Consider the following 19,175-nt stretch of genomic DNA (forward strand, 5'->3'; position numbering starts at 1 on the left):
AATGGATCATTTAATTTGAAAAATTCCAGCAAGATTAGTATTTGTTTAAAACTCAATATACGAAATTAAAGGTTACCCGGATATTTCACTAAATTTGCTAGTAATAAATATTTTAAAATGGAAAGTAAGAGACAGCAAAAATATTCCAAATTGATTCAAAAAGAGTTGGGGGAAATATTTCAACGCGAAGGAAAGCCATTGGTAGGTAAGGCTATGGTAACCGTGACCAGGGTTTTGATAAGCCCTGATCTGGGGGTAGCCAAGGTAAACCTCAGTTTTTTATTGGCCGATAACGATGCACTTTTTTCCAGGATCAATGACAACAAGGGACAGATTAGGAAGTTTCTGGGAAATAGGATTGGTAAATCTGTGAGGATTATTCCTGAGCTGGTTTTTTACCTGGATGAATCTGCCGCCTATGCCCAGCATATGGATGAAGTGATTTCCAAATTGGATATTCCGGAAGATGCGGATGAGGATGAATCCGATGATGAGATTAATGACTAGTTAAAAATCATTTGAACCTTTCTTATTTCATAGCGACCAGATACTTTAGAAGTAAAGAGAAAAAAAACTTCATTACTGTTCTATCCAGAATCTCGATGGTTGGGGTGGCAGTAGGCACCATGGCATTGGTGGTGGTATTATCGGTTTTTAATGGTCTTGAAGGCCTTATCAAGGGCTTATATGCTTCATTTGATGCGGACCTAAAGGTAATGCCAGTCATGGGAAAATCATTTGAGGTCAATGATGATTTTCTGTCTGAGATAAGCAGTATGGATGGTGTTGAGATTTTGACAGAAGTGATCGAGGACAATGCCTTGGTGAGGTATGGGGAGCATCAGGTAGTAGCCACCTTAAAAGGGGTTTCTGAGAATTTCCTTGAGCAGAATCGTTTTGAAAAAGGATATTTTTCCGGTGACATGAGTTTGGGAGAGGGGGATCGTCCCCAGGCTATTTTAGGTCGCGGCCTTTCTTATTTTTTGTTACTGGATTTGGATGATGATTTTGAATTGATGCAGGTTTTTTATCCAAAAGAACCAAGAGCCGGAAGTATTGATCCCAGCAGCATGTACAATAGAAGTGTCATTCAACCTGCTGGCATTTTCAGCATAGAAAAACAATATGATGATGAATACCTGATTGTTCCTCTGGATTTTGCGGCGGACCTATTAGAGTATGGTAACAAGAGATCGGCCCTTGAAATAAAAGTAGCCGATGGATTTTCCATCGATAACGTAAAATCAAATCTCCGGAATCATTTGGGAGAAGAATTTTTGGTCAATGACAGCAACGAGCAACATGCAAGTCTGCTGATGACCATCAGGTTGGAAAAATTATTTGTATTTCTTACCCTAACTTTTATTTTGGCGGTTGCCTCTTTTAATATATTTTTTTCTTTGAGCATGCTGGCTATCGAAAAGAAGAAAGACATAGCAGTGCTAATGGCCATGGGGGGGACCCAAAAGTTTATCAGATCCATTTATTTAAAAGAAGGCGCAATTATCGCATTTTCCGGTGCTTTAATAGGCTTGTTGCTGGGATTTCTTATCTGTTGGGTACAGGACAGTTACGGATTGGTTTCATTGGGTGTTACTTCTTCTATTGTAGATGCCTATCCTGTAAAAATGCGTTGGACGGATTTTCTTTATACCAGTCTAAGTGTGGTAGTCATCACCCTCATTGCCTCTTACAGACCAGCCTTAATTGCTTCAAAGGTGAAAACTACCATGCATTTATAGGGGAATAAGTGTAGGATTTGTTTATTTTTTTTAAATATTTCTGTAATTTGCAAACTGCCAATTTCAAAAACAGCAAACAATAATTTCGACTTTGTTCAAAAAATGTTTAAATGAAAGTAGCTTCTGATAAGCCATTTGAAATCGTATACTCCTTGTTTAGTCATGAGTTTTTGGGCATTCTTTTTGAATCTTTTGCTATTCAATTGGATGAAAAAGGAAGGTTGTCATTTGCCTACCAAAATATTTCTTATCAAAATGCGGGCGAATTTAAGGAAAAGATAGACGAAACGGATTTTGAATTGATCCGGCTGATGGACAGTATGCAGCAAGAGGCTGTTGTCAAAAAGTTTAATACTAAAAATCATAAGCCCAAGGAATTTTTGAGGAAGGTGTTTGATGATGCAAATCCTACACAGGCCAATAAGGAAATCCAAAAACTCATAGAAGGCCGACTTGAACTGACCAGGTCTCAAATTTTGGAAAAAATCAAGCACAAAAGACTTTTTGAAATGGGTAATGATGGTAATCCTGTTTGGAAGGAAATCTCCATTATGCCCGAAAAGGCTTCAGTGTTGTTTCATTTTCGAAGAAATGAGGAAAATACCCATTATTTCCCCACCTTAAAATACCAGAATGAAAAGCTGGAATGGCAGTACAAAGGCAGTTATTTGATTTGTCATCAACCAGCCTGGTTGGTTGTAGAGTCACGTCTTTTTAGCTTTGAGAAAGATGTGGATGGAAAAAAATTAATGCCTTTCCTGAATAAAAAATTCATAGTAATACCCAAAAAAGTTGAGGAATCGTATTACAAGAAATTTGTTACCCAGCTTGTGGCATCCTTTGATGTTTTTGCCAAGGGCTTTGAAATAAAAGTAGAGCGATCAAACCCACAACCTGTACTTTTTTTGGGAGATTTACCGGGTAATCCCACGGTGGATATGTTTGGAAAAGAGATCGCAGATGAGGAAGAGGAAAAAATGGTTTTTGACCTCCGGTTTAATTATGGAGATTTTACCTTCCGTGCCGATCAGGCCAGACCGAGCAATGTTGAACTGGAAAAAAATGGGGATGACTATACTTTTTACAAGGTGGTTAGAGACTTGCCCAAAGAGCGGTTTTACGGGGATTTGCTGAAGAACAACGGGTTACCTGTAAAGTATGGCAGGCATTCCATGAAAAAAAGGGACGCCTACGACTGGATCATCAACCACAGGCCGGAATTGGATGATCTTGGAGTCAGGATTCAACAGACCAGCAATGAAAAGGGTAAAAAATATTTCATCGGTGCTGCCAAGATTAATGTTAGCATCAAGGAAAAGATCGATTGGTTTGATGTTGAGGCTACTGTCATGTTTGGTGATGTTGAAATTCCTTTTTTAAAATTCAGGAAAATGCTCATGAAAGGTAAAACCGAGATTGAGCTTCCAAACCATGAAATTGCCATCATTCCCAAATCCTGGTTTGTCAATTATGGAGAGATATTTTCCTTTATGGAAGAAGGCGAGTCGGAGATTGGTAATTTTAAGCTGAAGAAGCACCACATTGCCCTGGCTCAGGAACTTGAAAAGGGCAATCTGATTCAACTATCCTTAAGTGAAAGGTTACAGAAACTAAAGGATTTTTCTACTATTGATGACTACCAATTATCCGATTATTTCAAGGGAAAACTCAGGCCCTACCAAAAGGCAGGGTACAATTGGATGCGGTTTTTGAATGAATACAATTTCGGAGGTTGTCTGGCAGATGACATGGGTCTGGGAAAGACGGTGCAGACACTGGCATTGCTTGCCATGGAGAAAGAAAGATCCGAAGGGACTACTTCGCTGTTGGTAATGCCTACTTCATTGATTTATAATTGGGAACTTGAAGCCAGGAAATTTACGCCAAAGCTTAAAATTTTAATTTATACAGGTACACAAAGGGTAAAAGATTGCACACAATTTGGACAATATGACCTGATTTTGACTTCGTACGGCATAACCCGTCTGGATATTGATGTATTGAAAGAATTTTATTTCAACTACATTATACTGGATGAATCCCAGGCCATCAAAAATCCCGATAGCATTATTTCAAAGGCAGTCGTACAGCTGAAAAGCAAGCATAAACTGATCCTTACAGGTACTCCTGTTGAAAATGGCACAATGGATCTCTGGTCACAAATGAATTTTATCAACAGGGGGCTTTTGGGTGGACAAGCAGCTTTTAAGAAACAGTTTTTATTGCCAATAGAAAAGAAAAACGATAAGGATAAAATCCTTAAATTGAATGTATTGATCAAACCCTTTATTTTAAGGAGGTTAAAGTCTCAGGTAGCTACAGATCTTCCTGAAAAGGTGATCAATGTGCAGTATTCCACCATGACTGATGCCCAGGAAACGGCCTATGAGGAAGTCAAAGGCTATTACCGGGAAAAAATCATGAATGAAATGGCCCTGCCGGGAATGTCACAAAAATCACTGACCCTACTAAGGGGTTTGATGCAACTTAGGCAAATGGCCAATCATCCAAAAATGGCTGATGAAAATTATTCTGGCGATTCCGGAAAATTGGAAGACATCACCCATATGATAAAGTCCACTGTTAGTGAAGGGCACAAAGTCTTGATTTTTAGCCAGTTTGTCAGGCATTTGGGTATAGTAAAATCATTTTTACAGGAGGAACAAATTCCATTTGCCTATCTGGATGGGGCTACCAAAGACCGGCAGGCTCAGGTCAATGCTTTTCAGGAGGATCCCTCCATTCAGGTTTTCCTCATCTCTTTAAAAGCAGGTGGGGTAGGTCTTAACCTGACACAGGCAGAATATGTATTTCTGCTGGATCCCTGGTGGAATCCTGCAGTAGAAACACAAGCCATAGACAGGGCACACCGGATTGGCCAGCAAAATAAAGTAATCATTTACAAATTCATTACCAGAAATACTGTGGAAGAAAAGATCATGGCACTACAGGAGAGGAAAATGGCATTGGCAGGGGAACTGATCAGCACAGAAGAAAGCTTTATCAAAAGTCTCAGTCAGGAAGACATTTCTGCCCTGCTTGCCTGATAGAAGTTTTCAGGTAATTAGTTCACAATCGAAGTAAGTTAACGCATGCATACAGCTATTCTTATCATACAATGCAAAGACAGTAAAGGCATTGTTGCAGCCGTTTCCCAATTTCTCTACGAAAACAATGGAAATATTCTGGCTATAGACCAGTACATCGATGAGGAACTGGGAGATTTTTTTATGCGGGCCGAATGGGAGCTTGATTCCTTTGATATTCCAAAGGATCATATCCTTGATGTTTTTGGCAGACAGGTGGGTGAAAGGTTTGAAATGGATTATTCCCTATTCTTTAATTTCCCAAAGCCGAGGATGGCATTGTTTGTTTCCAAATTGTCACACTGTCTGTTTGATATCCTGAGCAGGTATTATTCCGGACAATTTGATGTGGAGATACCACTCGTCATATCAAATCATGCAGACCTTGAACCTATAGTCAAGGCTTTCGGGATTCCGTTTTATCACCTTCCCATAAATAAATCCAACAAGGCATCCCAGGAAGAAAAGCAGATTCAATTGCTCAGGGAAAATAATATCGATTTTATTGTCCTGGCAAGATACATGCAAATTTTGTCAGCTGACTTTATCAAAAACTATCCCAACCAGATTATCAATATACACCATTCCTTTCTCCCGGCTTTTGTGGGTGCGAAACCTTATCATGCAGCCTATAAACGTGGCGTGAAAATTATTGGTGCCACTGCCCATTACGTAACGGAAGAACTGGATGCAGGCCCCATCATTGAGCAGGAAGTCGCCAGGGTCAGGCACCACAATACGGTAGAAGAGTTGGTTCAGATTGGCCAGGATGTGGAGAAAGTGGTGCTCTCCAAAGCGATCAAATACCATTTGGTACAAAAAATAAAAGTGGTCGGTAACAGGACCATCATATTCACATGAACCGGATCTACTGAGTGGTGGAGGAGGGGTTTCAATCAACCCCTGCTTTAGATTTTCTCCATTTCTACCAAAATATTTCCTCCTTCATCATATAGTATAAGCTTACCGGCATTGTAGGTATAACTGACACTGGATTCAAGGTTAGAGAGAAACCTTTTTTCCAGGCCGCTATCATCACAGGATTCATTGTCTGCATATAGGGTGGAGAACTTGATTTGTTCCCGGTTATATGTCGCACCTCCCCTGTAGTCGTTGCATCCTGCAAAACCTCCAATTTCCTGTCCTTCCTTAAAGATAAGAGATAAGTTCTCCATCGTTTCCTTGGTAGCGGATGATCCGGTCACTTCTGTTACCTTCCATTCATGATCAGATAATTCTACAGGTTCCGAACCGCATGAAGCCAAAAGAGTAACGAAGGTGAACAATACAAATGATATTTGAAGGTATTTCATGATAATTTAGTCGTTTATTTAAATACAATTCGATTTATTTCTCACTATGATGCCACAAATACCATTCTAAAAAGGCATTAGGAAATTATTTTTCTGGGAATATCGTGTGGAAGTCGTGTCAACAGTTCATAATTCACTTGTTGAACTGATTCTCCAAAGGAAGCTACTGTAATTTCATTTCTTCTCTGCCTGCCAATAATGACCACTTCGTCACCTTTTGTTACAGACTTCAAATCTGTAACATCCACTGAAATGGCGTTCATGGTCACTGTACCCACTACCGGTAGGATTTTACCCTGGATCAGGACTTTGCCCAAATTGCTCAGGTTTCGGCTAAAGCCATGACAATACCCGATGGGCACCAGGGCAATGGTCATGTTTCTGGAAGCCATGTAGCTGTTCCCATAACCGATAAAATCACCAATTTTAACTTTTTTGACACTCATAACATGACTTTTCCAGCTGATCAGTCTTTTGAGCGGGTTTTTCATATTTGGGGCAAGTTGTTTGAATTTCAGCATGTAGGTTTCCTGGCTAGGCCAGAACCCATATTGGGCAATGCCTATCCGGACCATATCCATGATGGTCTCGGGATAGCTTAGCGATGCAGCTGAACAGGCGGTATGGTACTTGTCAAAATAGAGTCCTTTCTCATGAAACCACTGTTTAAATTCATGATATACCTTAATTTGCTCCTGTATTCTCACATAATTGGCGATACTCTCTGCCCCCGCATAGTGGGTGCAAAGACCACAAAGCTGTAAATTTTCCTTGTTTTTTTGTATTGTGTCTGCCAGGGCGTTTCTTTCTTCCCACTCAAAACCAGTCCTGTGAAAGCCGGTTTCCACCTCTACATGGATTTTTGCTTTTTTCCCCAATACTTTACTGGTATGGATGGCCGCCTGAAGCCGGTCCATTTCAAAAACATAAAAACTGATTTCATTATCGATTAAATAGGACAGGTTTTCATTTTCTACCATGCCCATGATCATGATTTCACTTTTTTTTGTTGAAGCGTCTTTTACACGTATAGCTTCATCAGTGCTGAAAGTACTAAAATGCCTTATTCCTGTACCTTCAGCTATTTTTACAGCATTTTCTATTCCATGACCATATGCATTTCCTTTTACTACAGAGGATATGGTCACATGGGACCCAACCTGGCTTTTAATGAATTTAATATTGTTTTTATAGGCACTTCTGCTGATTTCAATATATGAAGTGTGCACCATGCGGTCAGTGGTTTAGTTTTTCGATAATCTTCGTAAAAACAGCTATGCCGGCCGGAATAATTTCATCAGGGAAGTCATAGTGGCCTTCGTGTAATTGGGGTTGTTTTTTCCCCGAGCCAAGTCCGAATAGCAAGCTGTTGGTGAGGGTGGAAAATTTGCCAAAATCCTCAGACCAGCGAAAGGGAATGCGGATATGTTTTGTTTTTAACTGTAATTCCTTTGCCGATTCATTAACCAGTTCCCAGGGCTCCGTGTCGTTGACCACGGCTTCAAATTCCTCGCAATAGCTGATGGAAAACTCAAGCCCGCTTTCTTTGGCGATCAATTCAGCCAACCTTTCTGCATATTGGGTCAGTGAAGCCATGGTTTCATTTTCAAAGGTTCTCAATGTGGCCATAACCAAGGCATTTCCCGGGGTAGTTCCAAAGGCTACTTCTCCTAACTGAGCATGAATGATGGTGACAAGCGAGAAATCCTGTATGTTTTCAGGCAACTTCTGCAAGCCAACAATCAATTTACACATGGCTTCAGCCGGGCTCTGCCCATCCTCTGGATGGGCGGCATGGCTGGTTCTGCCTTTGAGCGCTATGGTCATGCCTTTTGATGCTGCTGTAAAAGCTCCCTTTTTTAAAACAATTTCATTTTTTTCATGGCCTGGCAGGTTATGCAGGGCAAAGGCATAATCAGGCTTAATCTTTTTGTAATTTTCTGAGCTGATAACCTGGGCGGCACCCATACCCGTTTCTTCTGAAGGTTGAAAAATAAGGACCACTTTTCCTTTCTTTGGCCGGTTTTTGGACAAATTCAGTCCTACTCCACAAACAATGGCCATGTGTCCATCATGCCCGCAGGTATGAGAAATTCCCGGGTGGACACTTTTATGAGCAATCTTTCCTGTTTCCGGAATGGGCAGTGCATCCAGCTCTGCTCGGATCAGGGTAGTGGGCCCTTTTTGTTCCCCCTTAAACACTGCTGCGAGTCCATATGGGCCAAGTTCTTCAACGATCTCATCCGGCTCCAACTCTTTCAAAAAGGCTTTGATTATAGCAGAGGTGCCGGCTTCATTTCCGGAAACCTCAGGTTTCCGGTGTAGGTTTTTTCTTAAATCAATTATTTTTTTTAGCTTATCGGAATCCTTCATCAACAATTCATTTTAAATTTTTAAAAAGAAAGTACCGGAACCCCTAGCCAGAGGTGGGGGTCTGGGCAATTGTTCAGGTACTTTTCAATTTCTTTTTCCGCACATACACCGGGATAATCCCCTTTCCTGTTTTCCATGTCATGGATCAATTGAAAGTGTAAATGGGGAGGCCAGTGACCATTCTCTTCAGTATCACCCAAATGTCCGATTTTTTCTCCACCCAAAAAAACCTGTCCTGGCTTTAGGTATTTCAAGTCTTTCCTGCTAAGGTGTCCGTAGAGACTATATATCACCTGTCCCTCCAAATAGTGTTCCAAGATAAGGGTAGGGCCATAATTTCCAAAACCCATGTTGTCTTTATAGCTGTGAACCCGGCCTTCAAATGGACAAAAAACCATTGCGCCGGATCCTGACCAAATGTCTACTCCCAGATGGATATTCCTGAATAGGGAACCCTCCTGGGCAAAGACCTGACTTCGCCTGTAAATGGCTCGGTTTTCGGCATAGCCGCCCAAAGCGAATTTTTTTTGCTTATGCGTTAAAATATCTTGAATATGAGATGAAAATGCATGGCTATCCATCAAATCAATTTCCTGCAATGCCTGATTTTGGGCACTCATATCCAGGTACATTGCGTTTTTTTCGTTGAGGCTTTCTCCCATGATAGGAAAAAACTGAGTGGGGTTTTCGGGCATTTTACCTTAAAGCAATACAGTAGTTTGAAAATGAATTTTCAATATAGGGATTATAGTCAAATCAGGATATTCCCGGCATTGCCTTTTTTGCCTCAATGCAAAAAATAATTCTGCTATTGCTGCTTATCCAAATAATGTGCAATTTTGGTTAATGGGAAATTGGCAAGACATAGACAGGCAAAGCATAGTGGAGACCAGGTCCAGAATTGATCATATGATCCACTGGACCCCAATGCTGCGTTCTTCGGCAATCAATAAATTGGCAGGATGCCAGGTTTTTTTTAAATGTGAAAATTTTCAGAAGGTAGGAGCTTTTAAGGCCAGGGGTGCTGCGAATGCAGTCCTTAAATTGTCCGATTCTGACCGTAAAAATGGTGTGGCTACCCATTCTTCGGGAAACCATGCCGCGGCCCTTGCCCGAGCGGCTGCTGAGGCCGGTATTCCCGCCTACATCGTCATGCCGGCTAATGCACCGGAGATAAAGAAGCAGGCAGTAAAAGAATATGGGGGAGAGATATTTGAGTGTGCCCCAAACCTTCAGGCCAGAGAAGAGCGCCTGAAAGAATTGGTTGCCAGGTATAAGGCCGCCTTCATTCCACCCTATGACCATCCTGATGTAATAGAGGGACAGGCCACCTGTGCCTATGAGATTTTTGAGGAAGGATTGTCCCTGGATGTGTTGATGGCACCGGTAGGAGGAGGGGGACTGTTGTCAGGGACAGCCTTGGCCAGCCATTATAATGCTCCCGGGACGGCAGTGATCGGTGCCGAACCCGAAGGAGCGGACGATGCCAAAAGATCTTTTGTGGCTGGAAAAAGAATTCCCATGGAAAGCCCGGATACCATTGCCGATGGACTACTTACCTCTTTGGGCCTGATCAATTTTGAAATTATCTCCAAATATGTAACCGATATCCTTACCGTAAATGATACTGAGATCATAGCTGCCATGAGATTGATTTATGAAAGGATGAAGATTGTGATCGAACCCAGTTGTGCCGTTCCTCTGGCGGCTTTATTGAAAAACAAATCACATTTTCAGGGCAAAGAGGTGGGGATAATATTATCTGGAGGAAATGTGGATTTGACCAGGCTTCCGTTTAAGTAAATAGCTTTTTGAAAATAGTTTCAGGCATATAATTCCTTCAATTGATTCACGGTATAATCAACTTCCTCCCTGGTATTAAAACGGCTAAAAGAAAATCGGACATTTTCCCGGGAAGCGTCAGCGCCAATCCCCTGTAAAACATGTGAGCCCAACCTGGCACCACTGCTACAGGCCGACCCTCCTGAAGCAGAAATACCCGCTAAATCAAGATGAAACAACAACATGCCCTGATTGGTGTCTGATGGGGGAAAGCTGATATTTAACACGGTATAGAGGCTGTTTTCCAGGTCTCCTGATAGGCCATTGAAAACAATCCCGGGGATGGCTGCCAAAATTTCTTTTTTAAAGTATTTTTTTAAAGCCACGATTTCCTCCCGGTGAAGGGTCTGATGATGAACAGCAATCTCCAAGGCCTTGGCCATTCCGATGATGGCAGCAATGTTTTCTGTACCACCTCTCATATTTCTTTCCTGAGACCCTCCTGCGATCATTGGAGGTATCTTTTTGTTTTTTTTTGTATATAAAAACCCAACCCCCTTGGGACCGTGAAATTTATGGGCAGAACCGGCAATCGCATGGACAGGGAGGCTTTGTAAATCCAATGGATAATGTCCTACGGTCTGTACGGTGTCAGAGTGAAAATAAGCTGAATGGCGCTGACAGAGGTCAGCAATGGTTTTGAGGTCCGATACATTTCCTATTTCATTATTGCCGTGCATCAGGCTTACCATTGTGCGGGCCTTATTCTGAAGCAATTCTTCCAATTCATTCAGGTCAATAGTTCCATTCTTATCAACGGTGAGCAAACTTAACCGGATGTTTTTACTTTTGGCAACCTGCTCCACCACATGCAGTACAGCATGGTGCTCCAGAGGGGAAGTAATGATGTGTTGGATATCATAGGCGGCAATGGCCCCCAGAATGGCCGTGTTGTCTGCTTCAGTGCCACCAGAAGTAAAGGTGATTTCCCCGGGACTGGCATGAAGCAGTCCGGCAATTTTCTTTCTGGCTTTCTCCAATTCTACCCTGGCATTTCTACCGTGGCTGTGAACGGAAGATGGGTTACCAAAATTGGAGGTAAAGTAAGGCATCATGGATTCCAGGACCCTTTCATCCATTCGGGTAGTGGCCGCATTATCAAAATATATGGATGGCAGATCTGACATAAAAAAAAGAAGTTTTAATCTTTTTCAGTTATAATTTCCTTGATATCCAACATGATTTTATTGGCCAGATGATCTGCAGTTGAGGCCGTTTCGGATTCTGAATAGATGCGTATGATGGGCTCTGTATTCGATTTTCTAAGATGAACCCATTCTTTATCAAACTCTATTTTGACCCCATCAATGGTATTGATCGGGTATTTTTGGTATTTGAGTTTGACCTTATCTAAAATGTGGTCCACATTGATGCCCGGAGTCAGTTCTATTTTATTTTTTGAAATGAAATAATTGGGATAGGTGGCTCTCAGGCGGCTGGCTGTTTTGCCGAATTTGGCCAGGTGCGTGAGAAATAAGCCTATGCCCACCAAAGCATCTCTCCCGTAATGTGATGCTGGATAGATGATTCCTCCATTCCCTTCTCCACCTATAATGGCATTGGTGGCTTTCATTTGATTCACCACATTTACTTCCCCTACGGCTGCTGCCTGATACCTGCCCTTGCGCATTTCAGTTACATCCCTTAGCGCTCTGGTGGAACTCAGGTTGGAAACAGTGTTGCCTTGCTTTTGAGAGAGTACATAGTCCGCTACGGCTACAAGCGTATATTCTTCTCCAAAAAAACTTCCATCCTCATTCAGGAAAGCAAGTCGATCCACATCCGGGTCTACCACAATACCTAAATCGAAACTTCCGTTTTTTAGTTTTAAAGAGATATCTCTAAGGTGCTCGGGAAGGGGCTCGGGATTATGCGGGAAGTTTCCATCGGCTTCACAGTACATCTCTTCAATGATTTCCACGCCCAGGGCTTGAAGCAACCTGGGTACCACCAAACCTCCCGTGGAATTGACACAATCCACTACTATTTTAAATTTTCGTTCGGCTATAGCTGCCTTGTCCACCAACTCTAAATCCAGAACATGTTGTATGTGATAGTCAAGGTAATCCGTCTGCAGGCTATAGCTTCCCAATTTCCGGACTTCGGCAAATTGAAAATCTCCAGCCTCGGCTTTTTTCAAAACCTCCTGGCCTTCAAGATCTGAAATAAATTCCCCTGCTGCATTAAGCAATTTCAGGGCATTCCACTGAATGGGATTGTGACTGGCGGTGACAATAATGCCGCCTCCTGCAGCTTCTTTGGGAACTGCCAGTTCCACTGTAGGGGTGGTGCTGAGTCCCAGGTCTACTACATCAATGCCCATGCCCTGTAAGGTATTGGCTACCAGATTGGAAACCATTTCGCCTGATAGTCTTGCATCTCTGCCTATGACGATTTTTTTGTTCTCGGAGTTTTCCAAAACCCAAGCACCGTATGCTGCTGAAAACTTAACGATGTCCAAAGGGGATAGGCCTTCGCCGGGTTTTCCCCCTATGGTACCCCTGATACCAGAAATTGATTTGATTAATGCCACGTAAAAGAATTTGGTAAGAAAATATAAAAGTTGGCTAAGATGGGTATGATTTATTTAAATTTGGCCATCACTTTGTCTACTTCGTTGTCGGGATTACCACAAGAAGCATCAGCATCCACTTTTTTGCCGCAATAGCCACAAGTTTCCCCTTCTTTGTTTAGATATGGGTTTTGAGAGGCACAAGTACCTTTAAATTGCCCGTTTTTAAGAAAGATCAACCTTACAGACATCAAAACGAAAAACAATGCCAGAAAAGCCAATGTCAAATATACAGTTGTCATATCAATATTATTTCTGCAAATTTACGTATTACTTTCAGAACGTTGATACCTAATTTTAAGTTTCCTGTCAATTTATGAACAAGTCCGAAAAAAGGAAATCCCAGCTGGCTGCTTTCGACCGTTTACTGACCATAATGGATGAACTCCGGGAGCAGTGTCCCTGGGATAAAAAGCAAACCATAGAAAGCCTGCGGCACCTGACCATAGAAGAGACCTTTGAACTTTCTGATGCCATCCTGGATCATGACCTGGAATCCATTGGCAAGGAACTGGGAGATATTTTGCTGCATATTGTTTTTTATGCGCGGATAGGATCTGAGAAAAATGCCTTTGATATAGGGAATGTAATCCAACAATTGAATGAAAAGCTTATCAGGAGGCACCCTCATATTTATGGGGATGTGCGGGCAGATGATGAAGAAGCAGTCAAACAGAACTGGGAGAAAATCAAATTGAAAGAAAAAGGCAATGAAAGCGTGTTGGGAGGAGTACCCAGATCATTGCCCGCATTGATCAAGGCCATGCGTATTCAGGAGAAGGCCAGGGGTGTGGGCTTTGATTGGGAGGAAAAAGAACAAGTATGGGAGAAGGTTGAGGAGGAAATGCAGGAATTTAAAGAGGCCTTTGATGGTGTAAATGATAAAGACCTGAATAAGGAAGAAGCTACATCCGAATTTGGTGATTTGCTTTTTTCATTGATCAATTATGCCAGATTTATTGAGGTGAATCCGGAAGAGGCGCTGGAACGAACCAACAGAAAATTTATCCATCGCTTTCAGTATCTTGAAAAAGCGGCAAAAGCAACTGGAAAATCCCTGGCTGATATGACCCTGGCCGAAATGGATGTCCATTGGGAAAAAGCAAAAAGCGAACCGTTTGAAAGAAATAGATCTGGTTCATAAATTAACAACCTATTGCCAAAAAAGGCTGGTAATTTACCTGTAGCAGAGGGTGTTACAAATATCCTTTTTTGACTTTGTCCACAAATTGTATTTTTTTAAGTTTTTATAAACGTTTAACAATCAATAAAATAAGCCTTTACGGGAAGCCTGTGTGGATAAGTTTGGGTAAATGTGGATAAAAAACGTTTGCTTTTTTCATTCCTTGATTTAAGTCAAATTAAACCACTTTGCTGCCACCTGGCCAAGGCAATCCTTAGCCATTCTGGTGAAATATGCATAAAGAGGAAGCCGGGTTTGTGGGGACAGCGGACGTGGTATATGGAACTTCCGCTACAGTAATTTTAAGATTTCTTCCAGATATTCCCGGTCATTGGATAGTCTGGGTACCTTATTTTGTCCCCCCAATTTACCTTTTGATTTCAGCCATTTTTCAAATAATCCCTGAGCAGCAAAGTGGACGATGGGTATTTTGAGTACCATATCACGGTAGCGTTTGGCATCATAATCTGAATTTTCCATACGCAACTCTTCATCCAATACGCTGGTGAAAAAAGCATTATCCTTAGGTAATTCAACGAACTCTATGATCCATTCATGGGTACCTTGTTCCTGGTTTTCACCAAAATATACCGGGGCCGCCGTAAAATTGCTGATACTTGTGCCTGTGCGTTTGCAGGTGTTTTCAATGGCTTTTTCTGCATTTTCCACAATCAGCTCTTCCCCAAATGCATTGATAAAATGCTTGGTTCTTCCGGAAATTTTAAAACGGTATGGACGGGTGGAGGTGAATTTTACCGTATCTCCAATCTTATAGCGCCATAATCCTGCATTGGTGGTAATTAAAATGGCGTAATTTTTACCAGTTTCCACCTGATCAAGCGGAATGATTTCCGGATCGTTGTTTTGGAAGTCTTCCATGGGGATAAATTCATAAAAGATGCCATAATCTAACATCAACAACAATTCCTCACTGTTTTTCTGATCCTGTATGCCAAAGAAGCCTTCAGAAGCATTATAGGTTTCCATATAATGCATGTTTTTTGAGGGGATAAGGTTTTGGAAAAGATTTCTGTACGGTCCAAATGCTACTGCCCCATGAAAAAAGACCTCCAAATTTGGCCAGATTTCGAGAATATTGTCACTATGGGTTATTTCCAAGACCTTCTTGATCAATACCAGTGTCCAGGTGGGCACCCCGGTAAGGCTGGTAACATTCTCCTTTATGGTCTCCTGGGCCATTTTGGCTATTTTCTCTTCCCATTCACTCATTAAGGCCACTTCCAGACTTGGTGTCCGGGCAAGTTGAGCCCATTTGGGCAAATTGCGCATGATCACTGCGGATATGTCTCCGGAGGAGCTGTTTTTGTTGACGTCCAAGGGGTTGGTTTGCAGGCTTCCTCCTATAGAAAGGCTTTTTCCGGTAAATAATTTCGTTTCGGGATAATTGTTGACATATAAAGAAAGCATGTCTTTTCCACCTTTAAAATGGCAATCCTCCAGGCTTTCAGGAGAGACGGGTATAAATTTACTTCGCGACCCGGTGGTGCCTGAAGATTTGGAAAACCAATTAATGGGTGTAGGCCAAATAACATTTTGTCTGCCTTTCATGGTTTGTTGTATATAAGGCATGATGGCCTCATAATCGTGTACAGGAATCCATTGATTAAAATCCTTGTAAGATGAAATTTGTCTGAAATGGTGTTTTTTGCCAAATTCTGTATCTTTGGCGGTATGGATAAGTTTAAACAAAATTTCCCTTTGTATTTCCAGCGGATTATTCTTAAACTTTTCAATTTGACCTATCCGGTTTTTAAATATCCAGGTCATAAAAGTATTGATCACTTCCATTATTAAGGGTTTCTGTTTAAATTTTTCTTTTCAACTCGAAGTTTTTACCGAGATAAACTTTTCTTACCTGCTCGTCTGCCGCTAGTTCTTCAGCAGTACCGGCTTTAAGCAACCTTCCTTCAAACATCAGGTAGGCGCGGTCGGTAATGGAAAGGGTTTCATTTACATTGTGATCTGTGATTAGAATGCCAATATTTTTATCTTTTAGTTTGGCTACAATGAATTGGATTTCCTCTACAGCAATGGGGTCAACACCCGCAAATGGTTCATCCAGAAGTACAAACTTTGGGTCTACCGAAAGTGCCCTTGCGATCTCTGTTCTTCGCCGCTCTCCCCCCGAAAGTACCATGCCGAGATTTTTTCTCACATGGGTAAGACTAAATTCCTCCAGTAACTGGTCCACTTTTTCTTTTTGTTCTTTTTTAGGGGTTTTGCTCATTTCCAAAACGGCCAAAAGGTTTTCTTCCACTGTGAGTTTCCTGAATACCGATGCCTCCTGTGCCAGATAACCTATCCCCAGTTTAGCCCTTTTGTACATGGGAAGAGGGGTAATGTTGTCATTATCCAGGTATACGGTTCCTCCATTGGGTTTGATCAACCCTACTATCATGTAAAATGAGGTCGTCTTACCGGCCCCATTGGGCCCCAGCAAGCCTACTATTTCCCCTTGTGACACGGATACGGAAATGTCGTTGACTACCTTTTTTTTCTTGTATATTTTTATCAGGTTCTCTGCCCTTAAAATCATTTTAGTCAAATTTGATGTCTTTCACATACAACTGAAGGCTGCTTGTGTTCCTGAAGGTATTTTCTCTGATTTCAAATGCGATATTAAAACGCATTTTGCTATTTAGCAATTCATAGTATTTTGCAAAGCCAAAACCAATACAAACCGGCCTTGTATTTTGCCCATCTTGGATAATTTCAAATCGGAGGTGCTTTTCTTTTAAAATTCTGACGTTTTCAGCGTGTACCTGATTGACGCAAAATACCGGCTCTGGGTTGCCGGGTCCGAAGGGAGCCATTTGCCTTAATATATTATAGAATTTATAGTTGATCTGATCCAATATCAACTCATCATCAATTTCAAGTATGGGCTTCAGGTGAATCTCCCTCACCCGCTCACTGACCACCATTTCAAATTTTTTCTGAAAAGCAGGTACCTTGTCTACAGGAAGCGTAAGGCCTGCAGCATATTTATGCCCTCCAAATTGTTCCAGTAGCTCACTGCAGGCTTCTATGGCCTCGTAGATGTCAAAATCGAAAACCGAACGGGCACTTCCAGTGGCCTTGTTGTTGGATTCGGTTAAAATGATGGTAGGCCTGTAGTATTTTTCTATACACCGGGAAGCGACGATGCCTATTACTCCCTTGTGCCAGTCTTCTTTAAACAGGACGGTACTTTTAAAAGTCCCCGTTTGTTCCTGGATTTCGATCATCTCCAGTGCTTCCCTTGTAATGTTTTCATCAAAATTTTTCCGTGCCGCATTGACATCTTCCACCAATTCAGCCCTTCTGACGCCTTCATCAAGATCTTTGGAAATTAATAATTCCACCGAAGCTTTGGCATGTTCCAATCTTCCGGAAGCATTGATACGGGGTCCAATCTTGAAGACAATATCTGTGATACTGAGATCTTTTTCTATTTTCCCCTTTAAAATGAGTGCTTTGATACCCGGCCGGGGATTGTTGTTTAGCCGGTCCAGTCCATAGTAGGCTAAAATTCGGTTTTCACCTGATATGGGTACAATATCAGAGGCAATGCTGATAGCCACCAGGTCCAGGTAGGTGTAGAGGTTGGCTTCACTCCTTTGGGTATATTCCGAAAAAGCCTGTACCAATTTAAATCCTACGCCACATCCACTCAACTCTTTGTACGGATAGGGACAGTCTTTTCGCTTTGGGTCCAGTACAGCTACCGCGTCCGGTAATTGCTCTCCCGGTGTGTGGTGATCACAAATGATAAAATCAACTCCCAATTCATTGGCCAGGTTAATTTTATCAATGGCCTTTATTCCACAATCCAATGAAACGATCAGGCTGAAACCGTTTTCAGCAGCATATCTTACGCCTTTTTCAGATATCCCATAACCTTCTTTATAGCGGTCCGGAATATAAAATGCTACCTTATCATAAAATGCTTTGATGAATCCATAAAACAAGGCCACCGAAGTGGTCCCATCTACATCGTAATCTCCATAAACCAATATGCTTTCTTTATTTTCAATGGCATCCACCAGCCTTTTAACCGCCTTATCCATGTCCTTCATGAGCATAGGGTCATGAAGTTTATCCAAATCGGGACGGAAAAAGTCCTTGGCCTGCTGAAAATCGTGTATATCCCTGTTGACCAGCATATTGGCCAGGGTGGTATTTACATTTATTTCATGACTGAGGTAGGCGACTGATTCGGGTTTTGCTTTGTCCTTAAGCTTCCATCTAAAATCCATATGGTGTAAATTACAAAACAAACAGGTGTTTAAAGAGAAAAAATTTTGATTCCTTTCGAGAAAAAGTTTCTGATTTACCTATATGTCAGGTTATGAACCTATTGCTATTATTCAATAGCCTCCGTCAAAACATCTTTTAGCGGGACCCTTTTTCCGTCTTTGTAAGGGACGATCCAGGCTTCCTTAACCCCAACTTTGCGGAGTTTCTTTTTGAATTTATCTGCCATATCATAATCTCTGAACTGACCCAGGATGTATTTGATATAACCGTCCTGATCAATAATTTCCAGGTCACTGCCATTTTCCGTCAGATCACGCAAATCAAAATCATCAAAAGCAGCCAATTGAACCTTAAATACCACCCCTCTGTCCCAGTCGTCGGTTTGGACTTGATTTGATGTGGTATTAAGGGATTCCATAGAATTTTTTATTTTTGAAATCTGGTCCATCAACCGGTTGATTTCATTGTCTTTTCTTTCAATTACCTGACTGAGATAGGCCTCTTTTTCCGATAAATCGGACTGCGCCTCTGCCAGCCTTTCTTTTTCTTCAATTAGAGATTTGAAATCCTCAGGATTCATTTCTTTTTTTCTTTGATTCCAGGTGTCGTATTCTTCCTTGCTTAGCCCACCCATGGTTTTGGGAGAGCAATTAAAAAGGAAACCTGCGATTCCCAATACTAAAAACGTTTTGATTAGAGCCATTTCGATGCCTGTTTTAAACTTTGTTTTTATGTAAATCAACGACATCCTTAAATTACGAAAAATAAACCATTATCCTTTTTTTTAACAAAAAAACATGGATG

At 41.5% G+C, this 19,175-nt stretch carries 17 protein-coding genes; 6 read left to right on the forward strand and 11 right to left on the reverse strand.

The window, feature by feature from the left end; all coding sequences use genetic code 11:
* The first annotated feature begins 117 nt into the window (after nt 1-117).
* From rbfA to purU, 4 genes are all read left to right on the forward strand, one after another.
* Nucleotides 118-507 carry a 30S ribosome-binding factor RbfA gene (gene rbfA / locus G9Q97_RS00460; RefSeq protein ID WP_166142061.1) on the forward strand — a complete coding sequence of 130 codons (390 nt, stop codon included), beginning with the start codon at nt 118-120 and terminating at the stop codon, nt 505-507.
* Between the two features lie 11 nt (nt 508-518).
* Complete coding sequence (locus tag G9Q97_RS00465) at nt 519-1,742, forward strand: FtsX-like permease family protein (protein WP_166142063.1); 1,224 nt, start codon at nt 519-521, stop codon at nt 1,740-1,742.
* Between the two features lie 110 nt (nt 1,743-1,852).
* Nucleotides 1,853-4,789 carry a DEAD/DEAH box helicase gene (locus tag G9Q97_RS00470; protein WP_166142065.1) on the forward strand — a complete coding sequence of 979 codons (2,937 nt, stop codon included), beginning with the start codon at nt 1,853-1,855 and terminating at the stop codon, nt 4,787-4,789.
* A gap of 45 nt (nt 4,790-4,834) precedes the next feature.
* On the forward strand, nt 4,835-5,689 hold the full coding sequence (gene purU, locus G9Q97_RS00475; RefSeq protein ID WP_166142067.1) for a formyltetrahydrofolate deformylase: 855 nt from the start codon (nt 4,835-4,837) through the stop codon (nt 5,687-5,689).
* Nucleotides 5,690-5,736: 47 nt separating this feature from the next.
* Here the strand turns inward: purU and G9Q97_RS00480 are convergent, their stop codons facing one another.
* From G9Q97_RS00480 to G9Q97_RS00495, 4 genes are all read right to left on the reverse strand, one after another.
* Nucleotides 5,737-6,141, reverse strand: a complete 405-nt coding sequence (locus G9Q97_RS00480; RefSeq protein ID WP_166142069.1) for an META domain-containing protein — start codon at nt 6,139-6,141, stop codon at nt 5,737-5,739.
* 77 nt (nt 6,142-6,218) lie between these two features.
* Entirely contained in the window at nt 6,219-7,373 is a 1,155-nt protein-coding gene (gene alr, locus G9Q97_RS00485) for an alanine racemase (RefSeq protein WP_166142071.1), read from the reverse strand.
* A 4-nt stretch (nt 7,374-7,377) separates the two neighbouring features.
* Nucleotides 7,378-8,514, reverse strand: a complete 1,137-nt coding sequence (locus G9Q97_RS00490; RefSeq protein WP_166142073.1) for an amidohydrolase — start codon at nt 8,512-8,514, stop codon at nt 7,378-7,380.
* Between the two features lie 20 nt (nt 8,515-8,534).
* The gene (locus G9Q97_RS00495) at nt 8,535-9,176 is read right to left on the reverse strand and encodes a peptidoglycan DD-metalloendopeptidase family protein (RefSeq protein WP_246255305.1); all 642 of its coding nucleotides are present in this window, start codon (nt 9,174-9,176) and stop codon (nt 8,535-8,537) included.
* 184 nt (nt 9,177-9,360) lie between these two features.
* On the opposite strand from G9Q97_RS00495, the gene G9Q97_RS00500 reads away from it, so the two are divergent.
* The gene (locus G9Q97_RS00500) at nt 9,361-10,317 is read left to right on the forward strand and encodes a threonine ammonia-lyase (protein WP_166142077.1); all 957 of its coding nucleotides are present in this window, start codon (nt 9,361-9,363) and stop codon (nt 10,315-10,317) included.
* Nucleotides 10,318-10,337: 20 nt separating this feature from the next.
* Here the strand turns inward: G9Q97_RS00500 and G9Q97_RS00505 are convergent, their stop codons facing one another.
* Genes G9Q97_RS00505 through G9Q97_RS00515 form a run of 3 tightly spaced genes read right to left on the reverse strand, consistent with a single transcriptional unit; the run spans nt 10,338 to nt 13,170 of the window.
* Nucleotides 10,338-11,483 carry a cysteine desulfurase family protein gene (locus tag G9Q97_RS00505; RefSeq protein WP_166142079.1) on the reverse strand — a complete coding sequence of 382 codons (1,146 nt, stop codon included), beginning with the start codon at nt 11,481-11,483 and terminating at the stop codon, nt 10,338-10,340.
* 14 nt (nt 11,484-11,497) lie between these two features.
* Entirely contained in the window at nt 11,498-12,889 is a 1,392-nt protein-coding gene (glmM, locus tag G9Q97_RS00510) for a phosphoglucosamine mutase (protein ID WP_166142081.1), read from the reverse strand.
* Between the two features lie 50 nt (nt 12,890-12,939).
* Nucleotides 12,940-13,170: a hypothetical protein gene (locus G9Q97_RS00515; RefSeq protein WP_166142082.1), complete on the reverse strand. Its 231-nt coding sequence runs from the start codon at nt 13,168-13,170 to the stop codon at nt 12,940-12,942.
* Between the two features lie 74 nt (nt 13,171-13,244).
* Here G9Q97_RS00515 and mazG point away from each other — a divergent pair, with 74 nt between their 5' ends.
* Nucleotides 13,245-14,072: a nucleoside triphosphate pyrophosphohydrolase gene (gene mazG / locus G9Q97_RS00520; protein WP_166142084.1), complete on the forward strand. Its 828-nt coding sequence runs from the start codon at nt 13,245-13,247 to the stop codon at nt 14,070-14,072.
* Between the two features lie 330 nt (nt 14,073-14,402).
* Here mazG and G9Q97_RS00525 read toward each other — a convergent pair whose 3' ends face one another.
* The 4 genes from G9Q97_RS00525 to G9Q97_RS00540 form a co-directional block, all read right to left on the reverse strand.
* Complete coding sequence (locus tag G9Q97_RS00525; RefSeq protein ID WP_166142086.1) at nt 14,403-15,920, reverse strand: GH3 auxin-responsive promoter family protein; 1,518 nt, start codon at nt 15,918-15,920, stop codon at nt 14,403-14,405.
* A 16-nt stretch (nt 15,921-15,936) separates the two neighbouring features.
* Nucleotides 15,937-16,668: an LPS export ABC transporter ATP-binding protein gene (gene lptB / locus G9Q97_RS00530; protein WP_166142088.1), complete on the reverse strand. Its 732-nt coding sequence runs from the start codon at nt 16,666-16,668 to the stop codon at nt 15,937-15,939.
* A gap of 1 nt (nt 16,669) precedes the next feature.
* Nucleotides 16,670-18,370, reverse strand: a complete 1,701-nt coding sequence (gene recJ / locus G9Q97_RS00535) for a single-stranded-DNA-specific exonuclease RecJ (RefSeq protein ID WP_166142090.1) — start codon at nt 18,368-18,370, stop codon at nt 16,670-16,672.
* Between the two features lie 107 nt (nt 18,371-18,477).
* Complete coding sequence (locus tag G9Q97_RS00540) at nt 18,478-19,074, reverse strand: SPOR domain-containing protein (RefSeq protein ID WP_166142092.1); 597 nt, start codon at nt 19,072-19,074, stop codon at nt 18,478-18,480.
* Between the last annotated feature and the right edge of the window lie 101 nt (nt 19,075-19,175).

The sequence above is a fragment of the Cyclobacterium plantarum genome, from assembly GCF_011290685.1.
In the GTDB taxonomy this organism is placed as follows: domain Bacteria; phylum Bacteroidota; class Bacteroidia; order Cytophagales; family Cyclobacteriaceae; genus Cyclobacterium; species Cyclobacterium plantarum.

Coding starts and splice junctions, on each gene's coding strand:
- rbfA (WP_166142061.1), top strand. CDS start 118: ATGGAAAGTAAGAGACAGCAAAAATATTCCAAATTGATTCAAAAAGAG.
- G9Q97_RS00470 (WP_166142065.1), top strand. CDS start 1,853: ATGAAAGTAGCTTCTGATAAGCCATTTGAAATCGTATACTCCTTGTTT.
- purU (WP_166142067.1), top strand. CDS start 4,835: ATGCATACAGCTATTCTTATCATACAATGCAAAGACAGTAAAGGCATT.
- G9Q97_RS00480 (WP_166142069.1), bottom strand. CDS start 6,141: ATGAAATACCTTCAAATATCATTTGTATTGTTCACCTTCGTTACTCTT.
- alr (WP_166142071.1), bottom strand. CDS start 7,373: ATGGTGCACACTTCATATATTGAAATCAGCAGAAGTGCCTATAAAAAC.
- G9Q97_RS00490 (WP_166142073.1), bottom strand. CDS start 8,514: ATGAAGGATTCCGATAAGCTAAAAAAAATAATTGATTTAAGAAAAAAC.
- G9Q97_RS00495 (WP_246255305.1), bottom strand. CDS start 9,176: ATGGGAGAAAGCCTCAACGAAAAAAACGCAATGTACCTGGATATGAGT.
- G9Q97_RS00500 (WP_166142077.1), top strand. CDS start 9,361: ATGGGAAATTGGCAAGACATAGACAGGCAAAGCATAGTGGAGACCAGG.
- G9Q97_RS00505 (WP_166142079.1), bottom strand. CDS start 11,483: ATGTCAGATCTGCCATCCATATATTTTGATAATGCGGCCACTACCCGA.
- G9Q97_RS00515 (WP_166142082.1), bottom strand. CDS start 13,170: ATGACAACTGTATATTTGACATTGGCTTTTCTGGCATTGTTTTTCGTT.
- mazG (WP_166142084.1), top strand. CDS start 13,245: ATGAACAAGTCCGAAAAAAGGAAATCCCAGCTGGCTGCTTTCGACCGT.
- G9Q97_RS00525 (WP_166142086.1), bottom strand. CDS start 15,920: ATGGAAGTGATCAATACTTTTATGACCTGGATATTTAAAAACCGGATA.
- lptB (WP_166142088.1), bottom strand. CDS start 16,668: ATGATTTTAAGGGCAGAGAACCTGATAAAAATATACAAGAAAAAAAAG.
- recJ (WP_166142090.1), bottom strand. CDS start 18,370: ATGGATTTTAGATGGAAGCTTAAGGACAAAGCAAAACCCGAATCAGTC.
- G9Q97_RS00540 (WP_166142092.1), bottom strand. CDS start 19,074: ATGGCTCTAATCAAAACGTTTTTAGTATTGGGAATCGCAGGTTTCCTT.